Genomic DNA, 21,287 nt, shown 5'->3' with positions numbered 1-21,287 from the left:
TTTCAGCCCCGCCGGCGTTTGAGGGCACGGGGTCCGGGGCGGAGCCCCGGGGAACGGGCGAAGGGCGGGTAGGGGACTTCGCCCCGCGCAGCGGCAGGCGCACCGCCCGGCCAGGTGGAATCGCCCCCCTCGGGGGCTTCGTACCGCCGCCGGGGGAAACCGTTGCGCCGGGTGGGGGCCGGGCCCCATAGGATTGGGGGCGAAACCTACACACTCAAAACCCCCAGAGGATCGCTGCATGCCTGGCATCACGCGCGAGGAGGTCGCCCACCTCGCTCGGCTGGCACGTCTGGAGCTGAAGAGCGAAGAGCTCGACCACTTCGCTGGACAGCTCGACGACATCATCGGCGCGGTCGCCCGCGTTTCCGAGGTCGCCGACCAAGACGTCCCGCCGACCTCCCACCCGCTGCCGCTGACGAACGTCATGCGCGCGGACGAGGTCCGTCCGTCGCTCACCCCCGAGCAGGCGCTTTCCGGCGCTCCCGCCCAGGAGCAGCAGCGTTTCAAGGTGCCGCAGATCCTGGGGGAGGACTAACAACATGACCGACACGCAGAGCATCATCAGGCTCACGGCCGCCGAGACCGCCGAGAAGATCGCCGCCGGCGTCCTCACGGCCGTCGAGGTGACCGAGGCCCACCTGGCCCGCATCGAGGCGACCGACGAGAAGGTCCACGCCTTCCTGCACGTCGACCGCGAGGGCGCGCTGGCCCAGGCCCGTGCCGTCGACGCCAAGCGCGAGCGCGGCGAGACGCTGGGCCCGCTGGCCGGCGTACCGCTCGCCCTCAAGGACATCTTCACCACCGTCGGGGTTCCGACGACCGTGGGTTCGAAGATCCTCGAAGGCTGGATCCCGCCGTACGACGCCACCCTGACGCGCAAGCTGAAGGAAGCCGACGTCGTCATCCTCGGCAAGACCAACATGGACGAGTTCGCCATGGGGTCCTCGACGGAGAACAGCGCCTACGGCCCCACCGGCAACCCCTGGGACCTCACCCGGATCCCCGGCGGCTCCGGCGGCGGCTCCGCGGCCGCGCTGGCCGCCTTCCAGGCGCCCCTCGCGATCGGCACGGACACCGGCGGCTCCATCCGCCAGCCCGCCGCCGTCACCGGCACCGTCGGCGTGAAGCCCACGTACGGCGGCGTCTCGCGCTACGGCATGGTCGCCTTCTCCTCCTCCCTCGACCAGGGCGGGCCCTGCGCCCGTACGGTCCTGGACGCGGCCCTGCTGCACGAGGTCATCGCCGGTCACGACCCGCTCGACTCCACCTCCATCGACGCCCCGGTCCCGCCGGTCGTCGAGGCGGCCCGCAACGGCTCCGTCGCCGGCATGCGCGTCGGTGTCGTCAAGCAGTTCGCCGGCGAGGGCTACCAGGCCGGCGTCGTCCAGCGCTTCAACGAGTCGGTGGAGCTCCTCAAGGATCTCGGCGCCGAGATCGTGGAGCTGGACTGCCCGTCCTTCGACCTCGCGATGGCCGCGTACTACCTGATCGCGCCGTCCGAGTGCTCCTCCAACCTGGCCCGCTTCGACGCCATGCGCTACGGCCTGCGCGTCGGCGACGACGGCACCAAGTCCGCCGAGGACGTCACGGCCCTGACCCGCGAAGCCGGTTTCGGCGACGAGGTCAAGCGCCGCATCATCCTCGGCACGTACGCGCTCAGCTCCGGCTACTACGACGCGTACTACGGCTCCGCCCAGAAGGTCCGCACGCTCATCACGCAGGACTTCGAGAAGTCCTTCGAGCGGGTCGACGTGATCGTTTCCCCGACCACGCCCACCACCGCCTTCCCGATCGGTGAGCGCACCGACGACCCCCTCGCGATGTACCTCGCGGACCTGTGCACCATCCCGACCAACCTGGCCGGCAACTCCGCCATGTCGCTGCCCTGCGGCCTGGCTCCGGAGGACGGTCTCCCGGTCGGGCTCCAGATCATCGCCCCGGCGATGAAGGACGACCGCCTGTACAAGGTGGGTGCCGCAGTCGAGGCCGCCTTCGTCGAGCGCTGGGGCCACCCGCTGCTTGAGGAGGCTCCGTCGCTGTGAGTTCGAGTACGAGTGCGCTGTCCAAGGCCAAGGGCTTCAAGAAGTCCAAGTCCGGTACGTACCTGTCGATCGGCACCACCGCCTTCGGCGCCTTCAGCGTGGTCAAGCAGGCCAAGAAGGCCCGCACCGAGCACGACACGCTGAAGCTGATCGACGCCGTCGTTTCCGCCGCCGCCATCGTCACCGGCCTCGCGATCCTGTACCGCGAGCTGAAGCGTCTCGGCGACGACGACGTCCTGCTGGGCTGAGAGGGAATTTCCACTGTGACTGTCACCGAACTGCTGTCGTACGAGGACGCCCTCGCGTCGTACGACCCCGTCATGGGCCTCGAGGTCCACGTCGAGCTCGGCACGAAGACCAAGATGTTCTGCGGCTGCTCGACCGAGCTGGGCGCCGAGCCCAACTCGCAGACCTGCCCGGTCTGTCTGGGCCTGCCCGGCGCGCTGCCCGTCGTCAACGCGATCGGCATCGAGTCGGCCATCAAGATCGGTCTCGCGCTGAACTGCGAGATCGCCGAGTGGTGCCGCTTCGCCCGGAAGAACTACTTCTATCCGGACATGCCGAAGAACTTCCAGACCTCCCAGTACGACGAGCCCATCGCCTTCAACGGCTTCCTGGACGTCCAGCTGGAGGACGGCGAGATCTTCCGCGTGGAGATCGAGCGCGCCCACATGGAGGAGGACACCGGCAAGTCGCTGCACGTCGGCGGTGCCACCGGCCGCATCCACGGCGCGTCCCACTCGCTGCTGGACTACAACCGCGCCGGCATCCCCCTCATCGAGATCGTCACCAAGCCGATCGAGGGCGCGGGCGTACGGGCCCCCGAGGTCGCCAAGGCGTACGTCGCCGAACTGCGCGAGGTCATCAAGGCGCTCGGCGTCTCCGAGGCCCGCATGGACAAGGGCCAGATGCGCTGCGACGTCAACCTGTCGCTGCGCCCCACCCCCGAGTCCGAGTTCGGCACCCGCAGCGAGACGAAGAACGTCAACTCGCTGCGCTCCGTCGAGCGCGCCGCCCGCTTCGAGATCCAGCGCCACGCGGCGGTGCTCTCCTCCGGCGGCTCGATCGTGCAGGAGACCCGGCACTTCCACGAGGAGGACGGCTCCACCACGGCCGGCCGCATCAAGGACAACGCCGAGGACTACCGGTACTTCCCGGAGCCCGACCTGGTGCCCATCGCCCCGGCCCGCGACTGGGTCGAGGAGCTGCGCGCCGGTCTGCCCGAGATGCCGCGCGTGCGCCGCAACCGCCTCCTGCAGGAGTGGGGCGTCACCGAGCACGACATGCAGTCGATCCTCAACGCGGGCGCGGTGGACTCCATCGTCGCCACGATCGAGGCCGGCGCGGACTCCACGGCCGCCCGCAAGTGGTGGATGGGCGAGCTGGCCCGCAACGCCAACGAGCAGGGCGTCGTCGTCGACGAGCTGCCCATCACCCCCGTCCAGGTCGCGCGCGTCGCGGCCCTGGTGGCGGCCGGTGAGCTCAACGACAAGCTGGCCCGCCAGGTCCTCGAGGGCGTGCTCGCCGGCGAGGGCACCCCTGACGAGGTCGTCGAGAAGCGCGGCCTGAAGGTCGTCTCGGACGAGGGCGCGCTCGGCGCGGCCGTCGACGAGGCCATCGCGGGCAACGCGGGCATCGCCGACAAGATCCGCGGCGGCAAGATCGCGGCGGTCGGCGCGCTGGTCGGAGCGGTCATGAAGACCACCCGCGGCCAGGCCGACGCGGCGCGCGTCAAGGAGCTCATCCTGGAGCGCCTGGGCGTCTCCGAATAGTCGACGGAGCTGACGGATCCGCTCCGTACGTACACGAAGGCCCCGCACCGGTTCTCCGGTGCGGGGCCTTCGTGGTCTCAGCGCTTGAGCTGGGGGGCGGCGATGACGACCGTGCCGTTCTCGCAGCCCTTGTCCACCTTGATGCGCAGCCGCAGGGCGCCGCTCACGTCGATGGTGCGGCTGATCGGCTTGCCCAGTTCCACCAGTTCGGAGAAGGCGGCGGGCTGGCCGTCGAGCGAGATGCTGACGCGGCCCTTCTCGTTCTTCGAGCCGTCGTCGATCCCCGCGGTGAACTCCAGCGTCTTCCACTCGCGGTTGAGGTCGAACTCGGTGTTCGCGTCGAAGTCGCAGCTGCGCTGCCGGATGAACGCGGCTCCGTACTGGACGGTGTTGATCTTGGCGGGGCCGACCTCGAACCTGCCCAGGTCCGCCACGGGGCTCATCACGGTCAGATCGGCGGCCTTCACGCCCGGGGCCACCCCCGACGGAGGCTGGGAACCCGTCGCGGTGGGCCGGGTCGTCGGGCCGCCGGCCGCGGACTTCGACGCGCTGGGCGTCGGACTGGGCGTGGGCGTGGGCGTCGGGCTCTCGGGGGCCGACGAGGAAACCGCAGCCTTGTCCCCGCCGTTCGCCGTGTTCGACCCGTCCGCGTCCTTGTCGTCCCCGAGCAGCTTTACGCCGATCACCGCGCCGGCGGTCACCACCAGGACGGCGGCCACCGCTCCGAGCACCAGTCCGGTACGCCGCTTCTTGCGCGGGGGCGGGGCCGTGGGCAGCGGCTCCGTGGGGTGGCCGGCCGCGGGCGCGGGACCGTACCCCTGCGGCACGCTCGCCTGCACCGGCGGCGCGTACACCGGCTCGGCGTACACGGGCTCGGTGGGCGGCGGGGTGTGGACGGGCTGCACAGGCGGCGGCGTGTAGACGGGCTGCGCCGGCGGCGGGGTGTACACGGGCTGCGCCGGGGGCGCCGCCGGGGTCACAGGGGCCGCGGTCGGGGCCGGCGGGGTCACCGGCGCCGCCGCCGGAGCTGCCTTGGGCGGAGCCGCCGACGGCTGGGGCGGGGCAGCGGGCTTCGGCGGTACCGGGGCCGCGTCCTGGACCACCCGCTGCGAGGTGGAGGTGGTCGTGGACACCACCGCGCGGCGGATGTCCTTCATCCACCCGGCCAGGTTCACCGGACGCTTCAGCGGGTCGGAGGCGTAGATCGAGGCGATCCGCTCCCGCTGCTCCGCGTCCAGGACGGCGATCTGCGGCAGCCCGGTGAGGGCGGCGGCCAGCAGCTCGGGGGTGGCCGGCGGTGACTCCCCGCTCAGCAGGAAGTACGCGATGGCCCCGAAGGCGTACCGGTCCGCGCCCGGGGTCCGCTTGCCGTCGAAGACCTCCGGCGCCGCGTAGCCGGGGGTGAACCAGACCTCGGCGGTCTGGTGGTCGGCGGTCAGCTTGCTGAGGCCGAAGTCCACCAGCGTGGCCTGCCCGTGGGCGTCGACCATGACGTTGCCCGGCGACAGGTCTCCGTGGATCACCTGGCGCCCGGACGGGGTGGCCTTCCCCGAGTGCAGCCAGTCCAGTACCTCGGCCAGTTGCTCCAGGGTGCGCATCACCTCGCGCCGCTCGGCGGCACTGGCGAGCGTCCGCTCGGCCCGCCAGTCCCGCAGGTCCAGCCCGTCGACGTGGTTCATGACCAGGACGAGGGCCCGCCCGGTCAGCGTCCCGGATTCCCCGGGCCGGTGGATCGGCGGCCCTTCGAAGTGCTCCCGTACGCCCACGACTCCCGGCCGGTGGACGAAGCGCAGCAGCTCTGCCTGCTCGTTCCACTTACGGCTGATCCGGTCGAAGACGTCCGGGGTGATCGTGGTCTTGGAGTCGAGCACCTTCACGACCACGGGCTCGGACCCGCCCGCGAGTTCGATCTCCGCGAGATAGAGCACGGCCTCGCCGCCGCGTCCGATGGACCGGAGCAGTCGGTAGCGGTCGGCCGCCGCGTCCGGTCCGATGTGCAGATTCTGGCTGGTCAATTTCCCCCCAGCGCCAAAAGTTTGAGTGGGGATCAGCTTCCAGCGACCGGGCGCACGGGGTCAATGGGAATCGGAATTCCGTTGGCGTGAAGATCACTTCTTCACCGCACCCCGCCGGGGGTCCCGGGCGGGGTGCCCGGCAGACTGTGGCGCGGGGAAAACGGACTCGGGAGGGGTGGGCCGGTGGAGATCGGCGGGATGGTCGTCGCCGTGGCGGGTGTCGCGGGCACGCTGGGCGGTGCGCTGCTCACCCAGCGGGGCGCGGCGCGCGCGAAGCGCCGCGAGATCGAGCTCGTGAGCGGTCACGACGCGGTGCGCGAGAACCTGGTGCTGCGGCGCACCTGCTACGTGGAACTCAACCGGGACGCCCGGCAGTTCGCCACCACCCTCAACCGGCATCTGCACGCCATGCGGGAACGCCGGGTCGAGGACGCCGACCGGGCCGCGCTCGACGCCGCGAAGGACGCCTTCCGCGACCGCTACTCGGAGGCGCAGATGATCGCCCCGGATCCCGTCCTGACCCCGGTGGCGGTGGTCAACCACGCCCTGACGGCGGTCTACGGTCAGGTGAAGCGGCTGGAGCGGGGCGAGCCGGACCCGGGGGAGTCGATGGAGGCGGCGGCGGAGGCCCAACAGGCCCTCTTCGGCCCGCTCCGGGAGATGCGGGCGGCGATGCGTGCCGACCTCGGGGTGTCGGACGGGGAGTGAGCGGGCGGCTGGGCGTTCAGCGGGTGGCGTCGCCGACGAAGGCGGCCCAGGCGGCGGGGGCGACGGTCAGGACCGGGCCGTCGGTGACCTTGGAGTCGCGGACGTGGACGGCGGCGGGGTGGGAGGCGACCTCGACGCAGTTGCCGCCTGCGTCACTGCTGTAGCTGGACTTCCGCCAGTGGTAGGCGACTTCGAGGCAGTCGCCGCCCTCGCTGCCGCTGTAGCTCGACTTGAACCAGGCCAGTTGGTGCGTCATGACTCTCCTAGCAGGTCGTCCAGCAGGCGCTTGCTGTCCTCGATGGAGAGCGCCTGCGAACGCAGCATCCCATATTTGAGATGGAGGAGATGGACCTCGTCGGGGTCGTCCTGGAGGAAGCTGACGTGCTGGCCCTCCAGGTAGGCAAGTTGGTCGTGGTCGGGGGTTTCAAGGAGCACCATTGGACCAGCCAGGCCCGCGTGGGTTTCGCGGTTGGTGCGAATGATCTGGACTCCCACGAAGGGGAGTTCGGACATCGTGCGCAGGTAGAGGAGCTGCCCGCGTAGTCCTGCGGGGCCGCCGATGGGGCGCTCCAGCACGGCCTGTTCGATGATGAAGTGCATCACGGGCGGCTGCGGCTCGCGATGGAAGAGGCCCCTCCGGGCCATTCGGTCCTCGGTTTGCTGCGCGATCTGGTCGGCGGGACGTGGTGGGTAGAAGTTTGCGAAGACTGCCGCCGCGTACTCCGGGGTTTGGAGCAAGCCCGGGATGGCTGCGTTCTCGTACGAGAGCAGGCTGAGCGCCTCCTCCTCGTGTTCCATGTAGTCCCGGGCGAACGCCGGGTACCGCTCGCGGCGCGGGATCGCCTCCGCCGCCTCGCGCAGCGCCCCCTTCGCGTCGAGGTGGACTTCGAGGACCGCGGCCATCTTCACGGACAGGGGCCGACGGCCCTGTTCCACCGAGGCGATCGACTCGACGTCGCAGTGGGCCAGTTCGGCCAGTCGTTCCTGGGTGAGCAGGGCGCGCTTGCGCTGATGGGCCAGCAGGACGCCGACGATCTTCCAGGAGGCGTTGCGCTGGGGCCTGTTGCTGTGGGGCATGCCGGTCACATCCCCCTCGGCGGCCCCCCTGACGCGCGTACCGCACGTACGCCACCCGTACAAAACCCGTGTACGGGTCAGGGGGACCGCCGAGCGCCGGTCAGCGGAAGGCCGGTACCTCTCCCGACACGTCGAGGACGAGGAGGCGGGCCTGCTTGGCCGGGAGGTAGACCTCGGGGAGGTCGATCTCCGGGAGCTCCACCTCCGGTCCGAGCTCGAAGCCGGTGCGCATGAGGCGGGCTATCGCCTTGTCGTTGCGGGCGTCGGGCTCGGCGATGACGCGGCGGGTCGTGCCGTCGGAGACGAGGTACGCCAGGAAGGCGGTCAACAGGGCTGCGGTGAAGCCCTGTTCGGCGGTTCCCTGGTCGGGGCCGATCAGCAGGTGCGCGCCGACGTCCCCGGGCTGGACCTCGTAGCACTCGCTGACCCGGTCCTCCGCGCAGTCGTACGTCTGGAACAGTGCGACCGGCGTGCCCTCGCGCCGTGCGAGGTAGGCGCGGTGGGTGGTGCGGCGGTCCACGTCCTCGTAGATCTCCTGGACCAGCTCGCGGCTTGCCCCGACCATGCCCCAGAACGCGGCCCGCTCCTCGTTGACCCAGGCGTGGATCAGCTCGGAGTCGGCGGCCGGGTCGACGGGCGTCAGGGTGACGGTGCCGAAGCCCTCGACGAGGTGGGTGTGGACGGGCTGCCGGGTGGCGGGCGAGGTGGTCATGCGGATTCCTTGGTGAGGCGGGCCCAGTCGGTGACGACGGGGACGAGTTCGCAGTGGGCCCAGAGCGGGAGCTGGTCGAGGTGGTGGGGGCTGCCGGTGACGCCGTCCGCGCCGAGCGGGACCGCCCACAGGCTGTCCTCGCGGCGGGCCAGGTCCCAGACGTAACGGGCCGCCGAAGCACGGGCGGTGAGATCGGTGAAACCGGGGACGGTGGAGGTGGCGTTGACGCAGTCGTGGTCGCCGCCGAGGCCGGGCCACTCGGTGTCCGGGTCCGGCAGCGCGGACCACGGGGCCAGGCGGTGCACCTGCGACCAGGGGGTGTCGGGGGCGGCCGCGGCCGCGGTCTCCTCCAGGGCGGCCAGGACGTGCCCGGCGCGGTCCAGGCCGGGCAGCAGGGCGGTGGTGAGCAGGCCCTCCAGGGCGTAGCCGACGCGGGGGAGCAGGTACAGCCAGGGGTGGAACACCTCGGGCCCGGACGGGGCGTCCGCGAGGCCCGCGAAGACCGGGTCGGCGGCGAAGCGGCGTACGGTCGCGGCCCGGAAGGCCGAGAAGACGGTGGCGTCGGTGCTGTCGGCGTCCATGTGCCGGTCCCAGCCGAGCAGCCGGGTGCGCAGCGCGTCGGCGGCGGGGGAGAGGCCTTCGAGCGCGGGCAGCAGGGCGAGCAGCGGCGCGGCGGAGGCGAGGTGCGTGTCCGCGTGTATGCCGGCCATGGCCTTCGGGGACCAGTCTGCCGCGCCGGAGAGCAGCTCGCGGATGCGGTTGGCGCGGTGCGGCGGCGCGAACTCCACGCCCAGCGGCGAAGCGATCCCGCGGGCGTTGGCCATGACGGCGAAGCCCTGCACCGGCTCGGCGGGTGTCTGTGCCCAGCCCTGCCAGGCGTATCGGGCGTCCGAGGCGGGTACGGGGCGCAGCCGGGCCGCGGGGTCGCGCAGCGGGACGGCTCCGGCGACGCGGTGCAGCAGGCCGCCCTCGGTGTCGGCGGCGTGGACCACGTTGACGGGCTCGGCCCAGCCGTCCAGGGCGGCGTCGATGTCGGCGACGGTACGGGCGCGCAGGAGGGCGGGCAGGGCGGCGAAGCCGAGGTCGCGGCGGACGCGGGGCGGGTAGCGCAGCGAGAGGGTCCGGCCGGTGCCCTGCTCCTGCCCCTGCTCTTCGTCCTCGCGGATGATCACCGGGCCGCGCGCGGTCTCCAGTACCTCCACCTCGACCGGGTCCGCGCCGGCGACCACGATGGTCTCGGTGTGGCGGGCGACCGGTTCCCAGGCGCCGTCGGGGCCGAGGGCCTCGATCCGGCCGTCCTCCAGGTGCCGCAACTCCTCGGTGTACAGGTCCTGGTAGTCGGCCATGGCGTTGGTGATGGCCCAGGCGGCGCTGCCGGTGTGCCCGAAGTGGGCGAGGCCGGGGACGCCGGGGACGGCGAGGCCGACGACGTCGTACTCGGGGCAGGCGATACGTATCTGCTGGTACACGCCGGGGTTCTCGATGAACCGGTGCGGATCGCCCGCGATGATCGCGGCTCCGCCGGCGGTCCGGTCGCCCGGCACCAGCCAGCCGTTGCTGCCGGCGGTGCCGGGGCCGTCGGTGGCGAAGAGGGTGGCGGCCTCGTCGCCGAGGGCGCGGGCCACGCGCTCGCGCCACAGCTTCGTGGCGAAGCCGGCGAAGAGGATGTGGGTCGAGATCCAGATGGCGAGCGGGACCCAGGGCTCCCAGGGCTCGGGGGCGTGCGTGAAGCGGGTGTCGCGGGCGGCCCCGGCGGCGAGCCCGTCGTTGACCCCGGCGACGTACGCCCCGACCCAGGCGGCGGTCTGCGGGTCGAGCGCCTCGTGGCACAGGCGCGCGGTGTCGGCGAGGCGGCTCTGGCGGGCGAAGCGGTCCCAGGCGACGGAGCCGGGCCCGAGCAGTGAGGCGCTCGCCCCCTCGGCGCGCAGCCGCTCGATCTCCAACTGCCAGGCGCGGTCGAGGGCGGTGGTGCGGCCCTGGGCGTACGAGAGGCGGAGCGGGTCCGGGGCGCGGAGGTGCGGTACGCCCCAAGTGTCCCGGTAGAGCTCGTCGTTCTCGCCGTCCGCGTACGCGTCGTCCGTGGTGCTCACTAGGCTCACACTCTTCCCCAAGTGCATTTAAGTTAGGCTGCCCTAACTATAAGGGGAAGGCAGGGGTGCGATGAGCGTCACGAGCGCGACGGAGAAGACGGCCAAGGGCTGGGAGGGCGTGGTCCTCAAACTGATGAGGGCCAAGGACTTCCGGTTCACGGTGACCGGGGCGGAGCAGGTCACCGGGCACTTCCGGCGCGTACGGATGTCGGACGGCGGACTGCTCGCCGCGGCGGGGCAGGCACCGCACCCGACCATGTGGGTCCGGCTCTGGTTCGCGGCCGCCGACGGCAAGCCGCACCAGCGGGCCTACACGCTGGTCGACCCGGACCCGGTCGCGGGCACCTTCTCGCTGGAGTTCGCCCTGCACGACGGGGTCGCGAGCGACTGGGCGCGCCGCGCGGCCCCGGGCGACACCATCGAGGCGACCGTCCAGGGCACGGGCTTCACGGCCCCGGACCCGGCGCCCGCCCGGCTCCTGGTGATCGGTGACCCGGCCTCGCTGCCCGCGATCAACTCCCTGCTGGACGCCTTCCCGGACACCCCGGCGACCGTCTGGTTCGAGACGCAGCACGCGAGCGACGCCGAACTGCCCCTGCGCGTCCACGCGGACCGCCACGACGTACGCCGCGTCGAGCGCGGCACGGCCGGCGGCGCGGCCCTGACGGAACGGGTCCGCGCCGAACTCCCGTCCCTCCTGGCCGACCCCGCCTCCGCCTACGTCTGGCTGGCCTGCGACACCACCACCACCCGCACCCTGACCACCTGGCTCCGCAAGGACCTCGCCCTCCCGAAGCCCCGGATCAACGCCCTGGGCTACTGGCGCCCTTGACCGCCGGGCCCCGGGGAGCCGGGGTCATGCGCCCGTGGTGCCGTCGATGGCCTCGCGGAGGAAGTCCGCATGGCCGTTGTGGCGGGCGTACTCGTGGATCATGTGGAGCATGAGCGTGCGGAGGGAGGCGTCCTCCTCCCACTTCACCACGTACGCCGTCACGTCGAGGGATTCGGCGGCCGCCTCCACCGCGCGGGAGTGCTCGACCTCCGCCTCCCAGGCCGTGAAGGCCTCGGCGCGGGTCGAGCCGGAGGCGTCGTAGGCGGCCTGGAAGTCGCGCTTGTCGGACCACAGGTGCGGGATGTCCGCCCCGCCCACCGTCCGGCGGAACCAGTGCCGCTCGACCTCCGCCATGTGCCGGACCAGTCCCAGCAGGGACAGGGTGGAGGGCGGTGAGGCCTGGAGGCGCAGTTCCTCGTCGGTGAGGCCGTCGCACTTCATGGCGAGGGTGGCCCGGTGGAAGTCGAGGTACGCGCGGAGCGTCTCGCGCTCGCCCCCGGTGAGGGGCGGCCCGATGCGGACGGTGGGTTCTGTCGCTGCCATGGCTGCGATCTTGCCCCGTCGGGACGGGCCGTGGAAGGCGTTCCGGGCGAATCGTCAGGAGTTGGTGTTGATGAAGCCGATGACCACGGCGCCCCACCAGCAGATCTGCGAGACGACGGCGGTGGCGCCGCCCCACAGCAGCAGCCCGCGGGTGGCGGTGGTCACGTTCGCGAGGCGGTGGCTCAGCAGACCGGCCTGCAGGCCGTTGAGGGTGAGCGCGAAGACGAGCCCGACCTTGGTCAGGGTGAGCGGCGACCCGAGATCGGGCTCCAGCACCATCCCGCTCACCACGAGACCGCCGAGGCCGGCCCATATGGGTACGTGGAGCCGGGAGGTGGTGGCTATCGCCTCGGCGAGCGAGCAGCGGCCCACGGCCCACAGCAGCCCGTGGTAGTCGGCGGACAGGACCGCGCCGAACCCGACCACGAGCGAGGCGAGGTGCGCGAAGAGCGCGGCCGTGTGCAGGGTCGGATGGGCCTCGACGTGGACGGACCCCCACAGGCACACCGTCAGGGCGGCCATCGCCGCGATCCCCGCAGCCGCCACCGTCCACCAGGAGTCGTACAGGCGGGAGCGGCGGGAGGGCAGATCGGCGGTGGGGGACGACATGAGAAGAGCTCCGAGGGCAGGACGGTCCCGGATGCGGGACCAGGCGAGGTAAGGCTCACCTAAACATGTCTTATGGTCAAGCCTGTCCAAAGACCAAGACGAACCCGTCCGGCACCGGGACGGACCGGGTCGGACCGGGTCGGGCCGGATGGGGTCGGACCGGGCCGGGTCGGGCCGGGTTAGCCCTCCCACACCCACGGCACCGTGACCCCGAGCACCTCGAAGCCCAGCCTCTGCAGGATCGGCCGGCTGTCGTCCGACGCGTCCACCTGGAGGTAGGGGATGCCGCGCTCCGCCGCCACGCGGGCGCGGTGGGCCACCAGGAGCCGGTAGATGCCGCGGCCGCGCCATTCGGGAACGGTGCCGCCGCCCCACAGGCCGGCGAAGGAGGTCCCCGGGCGCATCTCCATCCGGGCCGCGGACACCGGGACGTCGCCCGCCATCGCGACGACCGCCTCGATCGTGTCCGGCTCGTCCCTCAGCAGGTTCACCAGCAGCTCCCTGATGCGCGGGCGGTCCGTGCCGAAGGCGCCGCGGTGGGCCCGCATCATCAGCTCCACGCCCTCCTCGTCGGTCACCACCCGCAGCGTGATCCCCGCGGGCGGTTCCACCGTGATCTTCGCGAGCTCCGAGGTCCGGCCGATCAGCAGCGTCTCGGCCGGCTCGGCCACGAAGCCGGCCGCGCGCAGCCGCTCCCCGAGGTCGGCGGGGCGGTCGTAGTCGTAGAGCTTCCACTCGAACTCGGGCTCCGCGATCTCGCCGCGGGCGGCCAGGGCGGTGAAGTACGCGACCTGCTCGGCGATCGCCGCGTCCGCCGTCGCCTCGTCCAGGTCCGACCAGAGCACGGTGCTGCCGCCGGCAAGCCCGGGCTCGATCTGCCGTACGACCGGGCCCGACCGCTCGACGCGCGCGCCGCCGGTGTCGGGCCGGGCCTCCCGGCGCATCTGGGTGTCGAACTCGGCGCGCAGCTTCAGCAGGTCATCTCGGTCCATGGTCATCCGGCCACCTCACCAGCCGTCACCCGCGCGCACAACTGCATTAGCCTCACCCCCGTGAGCGATCCCGTGCCCCCCGCCCCCGCCGTGTACACCGGCAAGGCCGGACCCGACGCCGCCGTGGACCGGGGCTGGCTGCTCGGCCACTTCAAGGAGCCCGGTGATCCGCGCCACAGCGAGGACGTGGAGATCAAGTGGGGCGTCCACCCCAAGGGCGAGGAGCGGGCGCAATGGGTGCGCGGGGAGTCCCGTACGGCACTGCAGGTACTGATCAGCGGCCGGTTCCGGCTGGAGTTCCCCGGCCGCAGCGTCGTGCTCGCCGAGCAGGGGGACTACTGCGTGTGGGGGCAGGGGGTGGACCACTCCTGGTACGCGGAGGAGGACTCGGTGGTGCTCACCGTGCGCTGGCCCTCGCTGCCCGGCTACCGGACCGAGGACCGGCCCGAGGGCCGGCCCGAGGACCGGACCGAGGACCGGACCGAGGACCGGCCCGGCCGGACCTCCGCTCCGGACCCCGTGTGACCATGGTCCCGCACCTGTCCGGCCCGCTGTGACGATGCCCACGAAGGCCGCCAACGATCACGGAACGCTGAGATCGTGAAGGTGTAGACCTGTGTAGACCGTAAGTTTTGAGACGTTCAGCGTTCAGTGTTCAAGCGTTCTTTGCGACGGGCCGTTCCCGGTGAAGATCCGAACCACCAGGGAGCTCGTCCGTTGGCAGCAATCGCACGGTGGTGCATGCGGCACCGCCTCGTCGCCGTCCTGATCTGGCTCCTCGCGTTCGGCGGGACCGCCGCGGCCGCGATCGGCGCCGGAACGGCGTTCTCCAACGACTACGAGGTCCCCGGCACCGAGTCGAGCAAGGCGCACGCCCTGCTCCGCGAGGGCTTCCCCGGTCAGGGCGGCGACTCCGACACCATCGTGTGGCGGGCCCCGGACCATCAGAGCGTGCGGACCCCCGCCGTCGAGGAACGCATGGCGCGGGCGCTCGACTCGATAGCCGGGCTGCCCGGCGTCGGATCGGTCGCCGGCCCCTACGGCCCCGAACCCGAGAGCGCCGCCAGGATCAGCGCCGACGGACGCACCGCCCACGCCGTGGTCACCTTCGACCGGCAGGCCGACTCGGTCCCCAAGGCCGAGGCGAAGGCCGTGGTCGACGCGGCGAAGAACCCGGTGACCGAGGCCGACGGCCTCCAGGTCGAACTCGGCGGCCGCGCCATCGGCCTCACCGAGGCCCCCGGCGCGCACCTCGCCGAAGTGATCGGCGTGGTCATCGCCGCCCTCGTGCTCTTCCTGGCCTTCGGCTCGCTCGCCGCCAGCCTGCTGCCCATCGCGACCGCCCTGGTCAGCGTGGGCACCGCCTATTTCGGCATCACCCTCCTCGGGCACGCCATGCCGGTCGCCGACTTCGCCCCGATGCTGGGCACCCTCGTGGGCCTCGGCGTGGGCATCGACTACGCGCTGTTCATCGTCACCCGCCACCGCAAGGGCCTCCAGCGCGGTCTCCCGGTCGAGGAGGCCGCGGAGAACGCCGTCGCCACCACCGGCCGGGCCGTCGTCTTCGCCGGGGCCACCGTCTGCATCGCCCTGCTCGGCATGCTGGTGCTGCGGCTGAACTTCCTCAACGGCGTGGCGATAGCCGCCTCCCTCACCGTGGTCCTGACGGTCGCCGCCTCGGTGACCCTGCTGCCCGCCCTCCTCTCGTACATCGGCACGCGCGCCCTCTCGCGCCGCGAGCGCCGCAGGCTGGCGGCCGAGGGCCCGCGGCCGGAGTCGGTCACCGGCTTCGCCGCCCGCTGGTCGGCCTTCGTCGAACGCCACCCCAAGCTGCTCGGCCTGCTCGCCGCGGCGGTCATGGTGGTACTGGCCCTGCCCACGCTCTCCCTCCACCTCGGCACCTCCGACCAGGGCAACAACCCGGCCACCTCCACCACGCGCAAGGCCTACGACCTCCTCGCGGACGGGTTCGGCCCGGGGATGAACGGCCCGCTGACCGTGGTCGCCCGCCTCGACGGCGCCGGCGACCGGGTGGCCGTGGACCGCCTGGCCGAATCGCTCCGTACGACCAAGGGCGTGGCCTCCGCCGGACCGGCCGTCTTCAACCGGAGCGGCGACACGGCCTTCGTCACCGTCGTACCGGACTCCTCGCCGCAGTCCCGGGCCACGAGCGACCTGGTCGACACGCTGCGCCAGGAGGTCGTCCCGCGCGCCGGGCACGGCAACTCCATGCAGGTCCACGTGGGCGGCGTGACCGCCGGCTACGACGACTTCGCCGAGGTCATCATCGGCAAGCTGCCGCTCTTCGTCGGCGTGGTCATCGCGCTGGGCTGCGTGCTCCTGCTGCTGGCCTTCCGTTCCATCGGCATCCCGGTCAAGGCGGCCGCCATGAACGTCGCCGCCGTCGCCTCCTCCTTCGGAGTCGTCGTCGCGATCTTCCAGTGGGGCTGGGGCAGCGAAGCCCTGGGCCTGGGAAGCGCCGGGCCCATCGAGCCCTTCCTGCCGGTGATCATGGTCTCGGTGCTCTTCGGGCTCTCCATGGACTACCAGGTCTTCCTCGTCAGCCGGATGTACGAGGAGTGGCTGGAGACCGGGGACAACAAGCGGGCCGTCCGCGTCGGCCTCGCCGAGACCAGCCGGGTGATCAACTCGGCGGCGGTCATCATGATCTCCGTCTTCCTGGCCTTCGTACTCAGCGGCGACCGGCTCATCGCCATGTTCGGCATCGCGCTGGCCGCGGCCGTGGCCCTCGACGCGTTCGTCCTGCGCACCCTGCTCGTCCCCGCCCTGATGCACATGCTCGGCGCCGCCAACTGGTGGCTGCCGGCCTGGCTGGACCGCCGGCTGCCCCGCATCAGCATCGAACCCCCCGAGTGCCGGCCGCGTGCGACACTTCCGGCACAGCGGGCCGGTACCTCCGCGGCCACGAGCGACGACGGCTCCGAGCCCGCCACAGCATCCAGGTGATCCGGCCGACCGCCGCCCGAACCCCAAGGACGAGCCCGCATGTTCTCGATAGACCTCGCCGAAGGCGCCCAGCTGTTCCCGCTGGAGATCCGGCACGCCGAGGAGCTCCTGGCGCACATGGACCGAGGCCGGGAACACATCGGCCAGTTCGTGGGACTGCCGGACGTCGTCGCCGACCTCGACGGGGCCCGGTCCTACCTGGCGGCGTACGCGCAGAAGGCGGCCACCGACACCGGGCGGCTCTACGGCATCCGGGTCGACGGGCTCCTCGTCGGCGGGGTCCTCTTCCGCACCTTCGACACCGCGAGCGGCACCTGCGAGGCCGGCTGCTGGCTGGAGCCCGCCATGGTCGGCCGCGGCCTGGTCACCAAGGCCTGCCGGACCATCATCGACTGGGCCTTCCGCGAGCGCGGCATGCACCGCGTCGAGTGGCACGTCGCCTCCGGGAACAAGAAGAGCATCGCCGCCGCCGAGCGTCTCGGAATGACCCGTGAGGGCGTCATGCGGGAGAACGACCTCTACCGCGGCGTACGCCAGGACACCGAGATCTGGTCGGTCCTCGCCCACGAGTGGCCCCCGGCCCCGGCCGGGTAACCGGGCCCGCGACGGCACCCGTTGCCGCACCCGCTCCCGGTCCCCCCGAGGGGCCGGGGCGGAGCGGCGCGGGCGGACCCGCCGGATTCTCAGGAACCTCTCATACAAGCCGCCTACGGTGCCCCGCATGGACACCACCAAGACCCCCGCCCCGACCGCTCCCGAGGCGGACTCCCCGGCCGACCTGACGAAGGCCGACACCACCGACGCGACGAGCACCCGGGCCGCCGACGTCACCCCCGTCACCGCCGAGGAGATCCCCGACGGGGAGACCGCCCCCTCCTTCGGCGACGAGGCCGACGAGCTCGACGAGCTCGAAGGAGCGGACGAAGCCGAGCACGGCAACGGCGTCGCCGCCGGAGCCTCGGCCATCCTCGCCGCCGCTCTCGGCCTGATAGCCCTCAGCGGCAGCTGGGTCTCCCGCGTCCTGGCCGAGCGCACGACCCTCATCGGCCAGATCGACTCGGCCAACGCCGCCACCAGCAGCACCGAGGCGAAGATCGAGGCCCTGTACGGCAACGCCTGGCACATGACCGCCCTGGTCAACGGCGTCCTGTCGACGATCGCGCTGCTCGTCGCCGTCTTCGTCCTGGCCCGCCCGGCCTTCGGCGCCCCCGGCCGCACGCTCCCCGTCTGGGTCCGCGCCGTGTCCTGGGCCGCCGTGATCCTCGGCGTCATCGGCGTGGTCGTCTTCGCCGTCATGTACTTCCTCCCCCTCCCGACGGCCCCCGCCGCCTAAGCCCTCCGCCATCGCCCGGCCACGGCACTAGGCACTGCCTTAGTCCACCTCAGGGACCTTCGGCCCTGGACTAAGGACCCCTGGCCCGCGGAGATGCGGCATGCTCCCGATGTGCCGGTACCCCCTGGGAAGCGAATCTTGGATCACACCGAACGAGGTGTCCGGGAGAAGCAACCAGGGAGTACGAGATGTTCGAGTACGAGATCGCCACCGCCCGCCGCGAGGACCTCATCCGCCAGGCCGACGAGTACCGCCTGATCCGGGAAGCGAAGAAGGCCCGCCGCGTCTTCACTCGGTTCCAGGAATCCGAAAGGCCGGTGAGGAGCCTGCGGGGCAGCTTCACCCGCGCCGCGTAGCCGGCGCCGGGGACCGCGTGGAAACCCGCGTGATGAGAAGCGCACCGATAACGAGTGCCGATGAGCAGGGCCTCTGTGCGATGCTCGGCGGCGTGGAGACCAGATCTGTCAGCCCGGTGTTCGTCGGCCGAGCCGACGAACTGGCCATACTCACCGACGCTCTGACGCGCGCCGCCGGCGGGCAGGAGCCGCAGGCACTGCTCATCGGCGGCGAGGCGGGGGTCGGAAAGACCCGCCTCACCGAGGAGTTCCTCTGCGAGGCCGACCGCCGCGGCGCGGTCGTCGCCGTAGGAGGCTGTGTGGAGATCGGGGCGGAGGGACTTCCCTTCGCCCCGTTTTCGACTGCCCTGCGCACCCTGCACCGGCTGCTCCCCGCCGAACTGGCCGCGGCGGCCGCCGGCCAGGAGGACGAGCTCGCCCGCATCCTCCCCGAACTCGGCGAGACCCCGCGCGGCCCGCACGACGAGGAGAGCACCGCCCGGCTCTTCGAGCTGACGGCCCGGATGCTGGAGAGGCTCGCCGCCGACCGCACCGTCGTCCTCGTCCTGGAGGACCTGCACTGGGCGGACACCTCCACCCGGCACCTGCTCTCCTACCTCTTCCGGGCCCTGGGCAGCGGCCGCCTCGTCCTGGTCGCCACCTACCGTGCCGACGACGTCCACCGCCGCCACCCGCTGCGCCCGCTCCTCGCCGAACTGGACCGGCTGCGCACCGTCCAGCGCATCGAACTTCCCCGTTTCAACCGGGCCGAGGTGCGCCGCCAGCTCGCCGGCATCCTCGCCTCGCAGCCCGACGAGGACTTCGTCGAATCGGTCTTCGACCGCTCCGACGGCAACGCCTTCTTCGTCGAGGAACTCGTCGCCTCCCGCTCCAGCGGCTGCCTCACCGGCCTCACCGAATCCCTGCGCGACCTCCTCCTCGTGCGCGTCGAAGTCCTCCCGGACGCCTCGCAGCGCGTCGTGCGCATCGTCGCCGAGGGCGGCTCCACGGTGGAGTACGCCCTGCTGCGCGCCGTCACCGGGCTCACCGAGGACGAACTGATCGAGGCCCTGCGCGCGGCGGTCGGCGCCAACATCCTCCTCGCCACCTCCGACGGCGACGGCTACCGCTTCCGCCACTCCCTGGTCCGCGAGGCCGTCTCCGACGACCTGCTGCCCGGCGAACGCGCCCGGGTCAACCGCCGCTACGCCGAGGCGCTGGAGGCCGACGAATCGCTGGCCCGCGCCGAGGAGCGCGTCATCCGGCTCGCCAACTACTGGTACTACGCCAACGACGCCGTCAAGGCGCTGCCCGCGGTCCTCGCCGCCTCGGTGGCCGCCCGGCGCCGGCACGCCTACTCCGAGCAGCTGCGGCTGCTGGAACGGGCCATGGACCTGTGGGAGGGCGTACCGGAGGAGGTCCGTGAGGAACTGCGCCCGGCGGACTACACCGAGGTGTACCCGCCCTGCGGCTGCGATCCCGAGACCACCCCGCTGCAGCGCCTCGACCTGCTGGCCGAGGCCACCGTCGCGGCCCGCTTCGGCGGCGAACGCGAACGCGCCCTGAAGATCACCAAGATCGCCCTGCGCTCGCTGGACGACGGCCACGACCCGCTGCGCGCCGCCTGGTTCTGGACCGAGCGCTCCCGGCTCGTCTCCAGCCTCGCCCGGGGCGACGGCTGGGAGGAACTCGCCACGGCGCAGGACCTCGTGCGCGGGCTGCCCCCGTCCCAGGTGCACGCCGAGGTCCTCGTCCGGGCCGCGAGCTGGGGCATGCTCCACGACCCGGGCCCCGAGAACCTCGCCGCCGCCGAACGCGCCGTGGAGTACGCCCGGATGGTCGGCGCCGAGGAGACGGAGCTCAACGCCCGGATCACCATCGGCACCCTGCTCACCGACGCCGGGGAACCCGAGCGCGGCCTCGCGGAGATGTACGCGGTCAAGGACCGGGCCACCGAACTCGGCCTCGGCGCACTGACGGGGCGTGCTCATATCAACCTCACCTCTCAGCTGGAAAGCATGGGCCGGTCCCGCGAAGCCGTGGAACTGGCGGAACAAGGTGCCGCACTGGTCAAGAAGTCCCAGCTCATGGACTCCGAGGCCTGGGTCCGCGGGAACATGGCGGAGAGCCTCTACAGCCTCGGCCGCTGGGAGGAGGCCGCGAAGGAGGCCCGGCTCACCCTGAGCCTGGTCAGCAGCGCCGCCCCGCGCGCCGCGGCCGCCGCGCGCCTCTCCTACCTGGCCCTGGCCCGCGGCGAACTCGCCGAGGCCGCCGGCCAGCTCGCCGCCGCCCGCGCCCACTTCGGGGCCCACGACGGCCAGCCCCAGCACCGGATACCGATGTTCCGCCTCGGGATCGGCGTGGCCGCGGGGGAGGGCCGGATAGCCGACGTCCGCGCGCAGGTCGCCGAGGCCATCGCCTACGGCTTCCCGCTCGGCCACCACCGCTACGCCTGGCCGCTGCTGCTCGCCGCCGCCACGGCCGAGGCCGACGCCCGGGGCCTGCCGGCCGCCGAAGCCGGCCAGGAGGAGGCGCTGACCGTCCTGCGCACCGCCGCCCGTAGCCTGGCGACCCCGGTCCCGGTGTGGACCGCCCACGCCGAGTACCTCCGGGCCGAGCTGCTGCGCGCCGAGGACCAGGACTCCGTCGCCGACTGGGCGGCCGTCGAGGAGGCCGTGCGCCCGCTGGAGCGCCCGTACCTGCTGGCCAGGGCCCGCCACCGGCTCGTGGAGGCCCACCTCGTCTCCGGCGGCGACCGGGAGACCGCGGGCGAACTGCTCCGCGAGGCCTACGCGACGGCGGAGCAGCTCGGCGCCCGCCGGCTCCGCGAGGACCTGGCCCTGCTCGCACAGCGCGCCAGACTCCCGCTCACCCCCGTGGACACCCCCAGAGCCCCCTCCCCGGACGTCGACCCCGTCGAGGCACTGGGCCTGACCAGCCGCGAACGGGACGTGCTGCGCCTGGTCGCGGCGGGCCACACCAACCGCCAGATCGCCGAGGAGCTCTTCATCTCCCCGAAGACGGCCAGCGTGCACGTCTCGAACATCCTGGCGAAGCTGGGAGTCGCGGGCCGCGGCGAGGCCGCCGCCCTGGCCCACCGGCTGAGGCTCTTCGGCCCGGCCGCCCCCGCAGCTCCCGAGGAGGCGAGGGCGGTCCGCGCGATGCGCTAGGTCGTCTCTTTCGGATCTTGCCTGACCCGCGCCGCCCGGCACCGCACCTCGCCGCGTTGTCGAGGCACCCGAGGACGTCCAGTAATCGGG

The 21,287-nt window shown here is 72.3% G+C and carries 20 protein-coding genes; 12 read left to right on the top strand and 8 right to left on the bottom strand.

All coding sequences use genetic code 11. The features are described from left to right. Positions 1-238: 238 nt before the first annotated feature. From gatC to gatB, 4 genes are read left to right on the top strand one after another with little or no spacing between them, the layout of a single operon-like run. Positions 239-535 carry an Asp-tRNA(Asn)/Glu-tRNA(Gln) amidotransferase subunit GatC gene (gene gatC, locus ACWGDE_RS19715; RefSeq protein ID WP_007266718.1) on the top strand — a complete coding sequence of 99 codons (297 nt, stop codon included), beginning with the start codon at positions 239-241 and terminating at the stop codon, positions 533-535. Between the two features lie 4 nt (positions 536-539). Next, complete coding sequence (gene gatA / locus ACWGDE_RS19710; RefSeq protein WP_453390272.1) at positions 540-2,042, top strand: Asp-tRNA(Asn)/Glu-tRNA(Gln) amidotransferase subunit GatA; 1,503 nt, start codon at positions 540-542, stop codon at positions 2,040-2,042. Continuing rightward, positions 2,039-2,290: a hypothetical protein gene (locus tag ACWGDE_RS19705; protein ID WP_243336352.1), complete on the top strand. Its 252-nt coding sequence runs from the start codon at positions 2,039-2,041 to the stop codon at positions 2,288-2,290. The genes gatA and ACWGDE_RS19705 overlap by 4 nt, the downstream gene beginning before the upstream one ends. A 15-nt stretch (positions 2,291-2,305) precedes the next feature. Then, positions 2,306-3,814 (top strand): Asp-tRNA(Asn)/Glu-tRNA(Gln) amidotransferase subunit GatB, encoded by a 1,509-nt coding sequence (gene gatB, locus ACWGDE_RS19700; RefSeq protein WP_453390271.1) that lies wholly within the window; start codon positions 2,306-2,308, stop codon positions 3,812-3,814. Positions 3,815-3,891: 77 nt separating this feature from the next. On the opposite strand, the gene ACWGDE_RS19695 is transcribed toward gatB, so the two are convergent. Beyond that, on the bottom strand, positions 3,892-5,829 hold the full coding sequence (locus tag ACWGDE_RS19695) for a protein kinase domain-containing protein (RefSeq protein ID WP_453390270.1): 1,938 nt from the start codon (positions 5,827-5,829) through the stop codon (positions 3,892-3,894). A 183-nt stretch (positions 5,830-6,012) separates the two neighbouring features. On the opposite strand from ACWGDE_RS19695, the gene ACWGDE_RS19690 reads away from it, so the two are divergent. Further along, positions 6,013-6,537 carry a hypothetical protein gene (locus ACWGDE_RS19690; protein WP_453390269.1) on the top strand — a complete coding sequence of 175 codons (525 nt, stop codon included), beginning with the start codon at positions 6,013-6,015 and terminating at the stop codon, positions 6,535-6,537. 16 nt (positions 6,538-6,553) lie between these two features. Here the strand turns inward: ACWGDE_RS19690 and ACWGDE_RS19685 are convergent, their stop codons facing one another. The 4 genes from ACWGDE_RS19685 to ACWGDE_RS19670 all read right to left on the bottom strand — a co-directional run bounded on the left by ACWGDE_RS19685 (position 6,554) and on the right by ACWGDE_RS19670 (position 10,443). Next, positions 6,554-6,793, bottom strand: coding sequence for a DUF397 domain-containing protein (locus ACWGDE_RS19685; RefSeq protein WP_453390268.1), 240 nt, complete (start codon positions 6,791-6,793; stop codon positions 6,554-6,556). Then, on the bottom strand, positions 6,790-7,614 hold the full coding sequence (locus ACWGDE_RS19680; RefSeq protein WP_453390267.1) for a helix-turn-helix domain-containing protein: 825 nt from the start codon (positions 7,612-7,614) through the stop codon (positions 6,790-6,792). Before ACWGDE_RS19680 ends, ACWGDE_RS19685 begins: the two co-directional genes overlap by 4 nt. Before the next feature lie 100 nt (positions 7,615-7,714). Beyond that, the gene (locus ACWGDE_RS19675) at positions 7,715-8,326 is read right to left on the bottom strand and encodes a GNAT family N-acetyltransferase (RefSeq protein WP_453390266.1); all 612 of its coding nucleotides are present in this window, start codon (positions 8,324-8,326) and stop codon (positions 7,715-7,717) included. Then, positions 8,323-10,443 (bottom strand): penicillin acylase family protein, encoded by a 2,121-nt coding sequence (locus ACWGDE_RS19670; RefSeq protein ID WP_453390265.1) that lies wholly within the window; start codon positions 10,441-10,443, stop codon positions 8,323-8,325. Before ACWGDE_RS19670 ends, ACWGDE_RS19675 begins: the two co-directional genes overlap by 4 nt. Positions 10,444-10,486: 43 nt before the next feature. Here ACWGDE_RS19670 and ACWGDE_RS19665 point away from each other — a divergent pair, with 43 nt between their 5' ends. Next, positions 10,487-11,248, top strand: a complete 762-nt coding sequence (locus ACWGDE_RS19665; RefSeq protein WP_453390264.1) for a siderophore-interacting protein — start codon at positions 10,487-10,489, stop codon at positions 11,246-11,248. Positions 11,249-11,272: 24 nt separating this feature from the next. On the opposite strand, the gene ACWGDE_RS19660 is transcribed toward ACWGDE_RS19665, so the two are convergent. The 3 genes from ACWGDE_RS19660 to ACWGDE_RS19650 form a co-directional block, all read right to left on the bottom strand. Next, the gene (locus tag ACWGDE_RS19660; RefSeq protein WP_453390263.1) at positions 11,273-11,791 is read right to left on the bottom strand and encodes a DinB family protein; all 519 of its coding nucleotides are present in this window, start codon (positions 11,789-11,791) and stop codon (positions 11,273-11,275) included. Between the two features lie 54 nt (positions 11,792-11,845). Continuing rightward, positions 11,846-12,400, bottom strand: a complete 555-nt coding sequence (locus tag ACWGDE_RS19655) for a hypothetical protein (RefSeq protein ID WP_453390262.1) — start codon at positions 12,398-12,400, stop codon at positions 11,846-11,848. A 179-nt stretch (positions 12,401-12,579) separates the two neighbouring features. Continuing rightward, on the bottom strand, positions 12,580-13,392 hold the full coding sequence (locus tag ACWGDE_RS19650) for a GNAT family N-acetyltransferase (RefSeq protein ID WP_453390261.1): 813 nt from the start codon (positions 13,390-13,392) through the stop codon (positions 12,580-12,582). 72 nt (positions 13,393-13,464) lie between these two features. Here ACWGDE_RS19650 and ACWGDE_RS19645 point away from each other — a divergent pair, with 72 nt between their 5' ends. The 6 genes from ACWGDE_RS19645 (at position 13,465) to ACWGDE_RS19620 (ending at position 21,197) form a co-directional block, all read left to right on the top strand. Further along, positions 13,465-13,917 carry a signal peptidase I gene (locus ACWGDE_RS19645; protein WP_453390274.1) on the top strand — a complete coding sequence of 151 codons (453 nt, stop codon included), beginning with the start codon at positions 13,465-13,467 and terminating at the stop codon, positions 13,915-13,917. A 192-nt stretch (positions 13,918-14,109) separates the two neighbouring features. Next, entirely contained in the window at positions 14,110-16,359 is a 2,250-nt protein-coding gene (locus ACWGDE_RS19640) for an MMPL family transporter (protein WP_453390260.1), read from the top strand. 39 nt (positions 16,360-16,398) lie between these two features. Further along, complete coding sequence (locus ACWGDE_RS19635; protein WP_453390259.1) at positions 16,399-16,953, top strand: GNAT family N-acetyltransferase; 555 nt, start codon at positions 16,399-16,401, stop codon at positions 16,951-16,953. A 127-nt stretch (positions 16,954-17,080) separates the two neighbouring features. Then, the gene (locus ACWGDE_RS19630) at positions 17,081-17,692 is read left to right on the top strand and encodes a hypothetical protein (RefSeq protein ID WP_453390258.1); all 612 of its coding nucleotides are present in this window, start codon (positions 17,081-17,083) and stop codon (positions 17,690-17,692) included. 188 nt (positions 17,693-17,880) lie between these two features. Further along, positions 17,881-18,048: a hypothetical protein gene (locus tag ACWGDE_RS19625; protein ID WP_453390257.1), complete on the top strand. Its 168-nt coding sequence runs from the start codon at positions 17,881-17,883 to the stop codon at positions 18,046-18,048. A gap of 80 nt (positions 18,049-18,128) precedes the next feature. Continuing rightward, positions 18,129-21,197 (top strand): helix-turn-helix transcriptional regulator, encoded by a 3,069-nt coding sequence (locus ACWGDE_RS19620; protein WP_453390273.1) that lies wholly within the window; start codon positions 18,129-18,131, stop codon positions 21,195-21,197. Positions 21,198-21,287 lie beyond the last annotated feature (90 nt).

Source organism: Streptomyces sp. NPDC054956 (assembly GCF_053609185.1).
The sequence above is the reverse complement of the archived record's forward strand: the minus strand, read 5'-3'. Positions and strand labels throughout refer to the sequence as shown.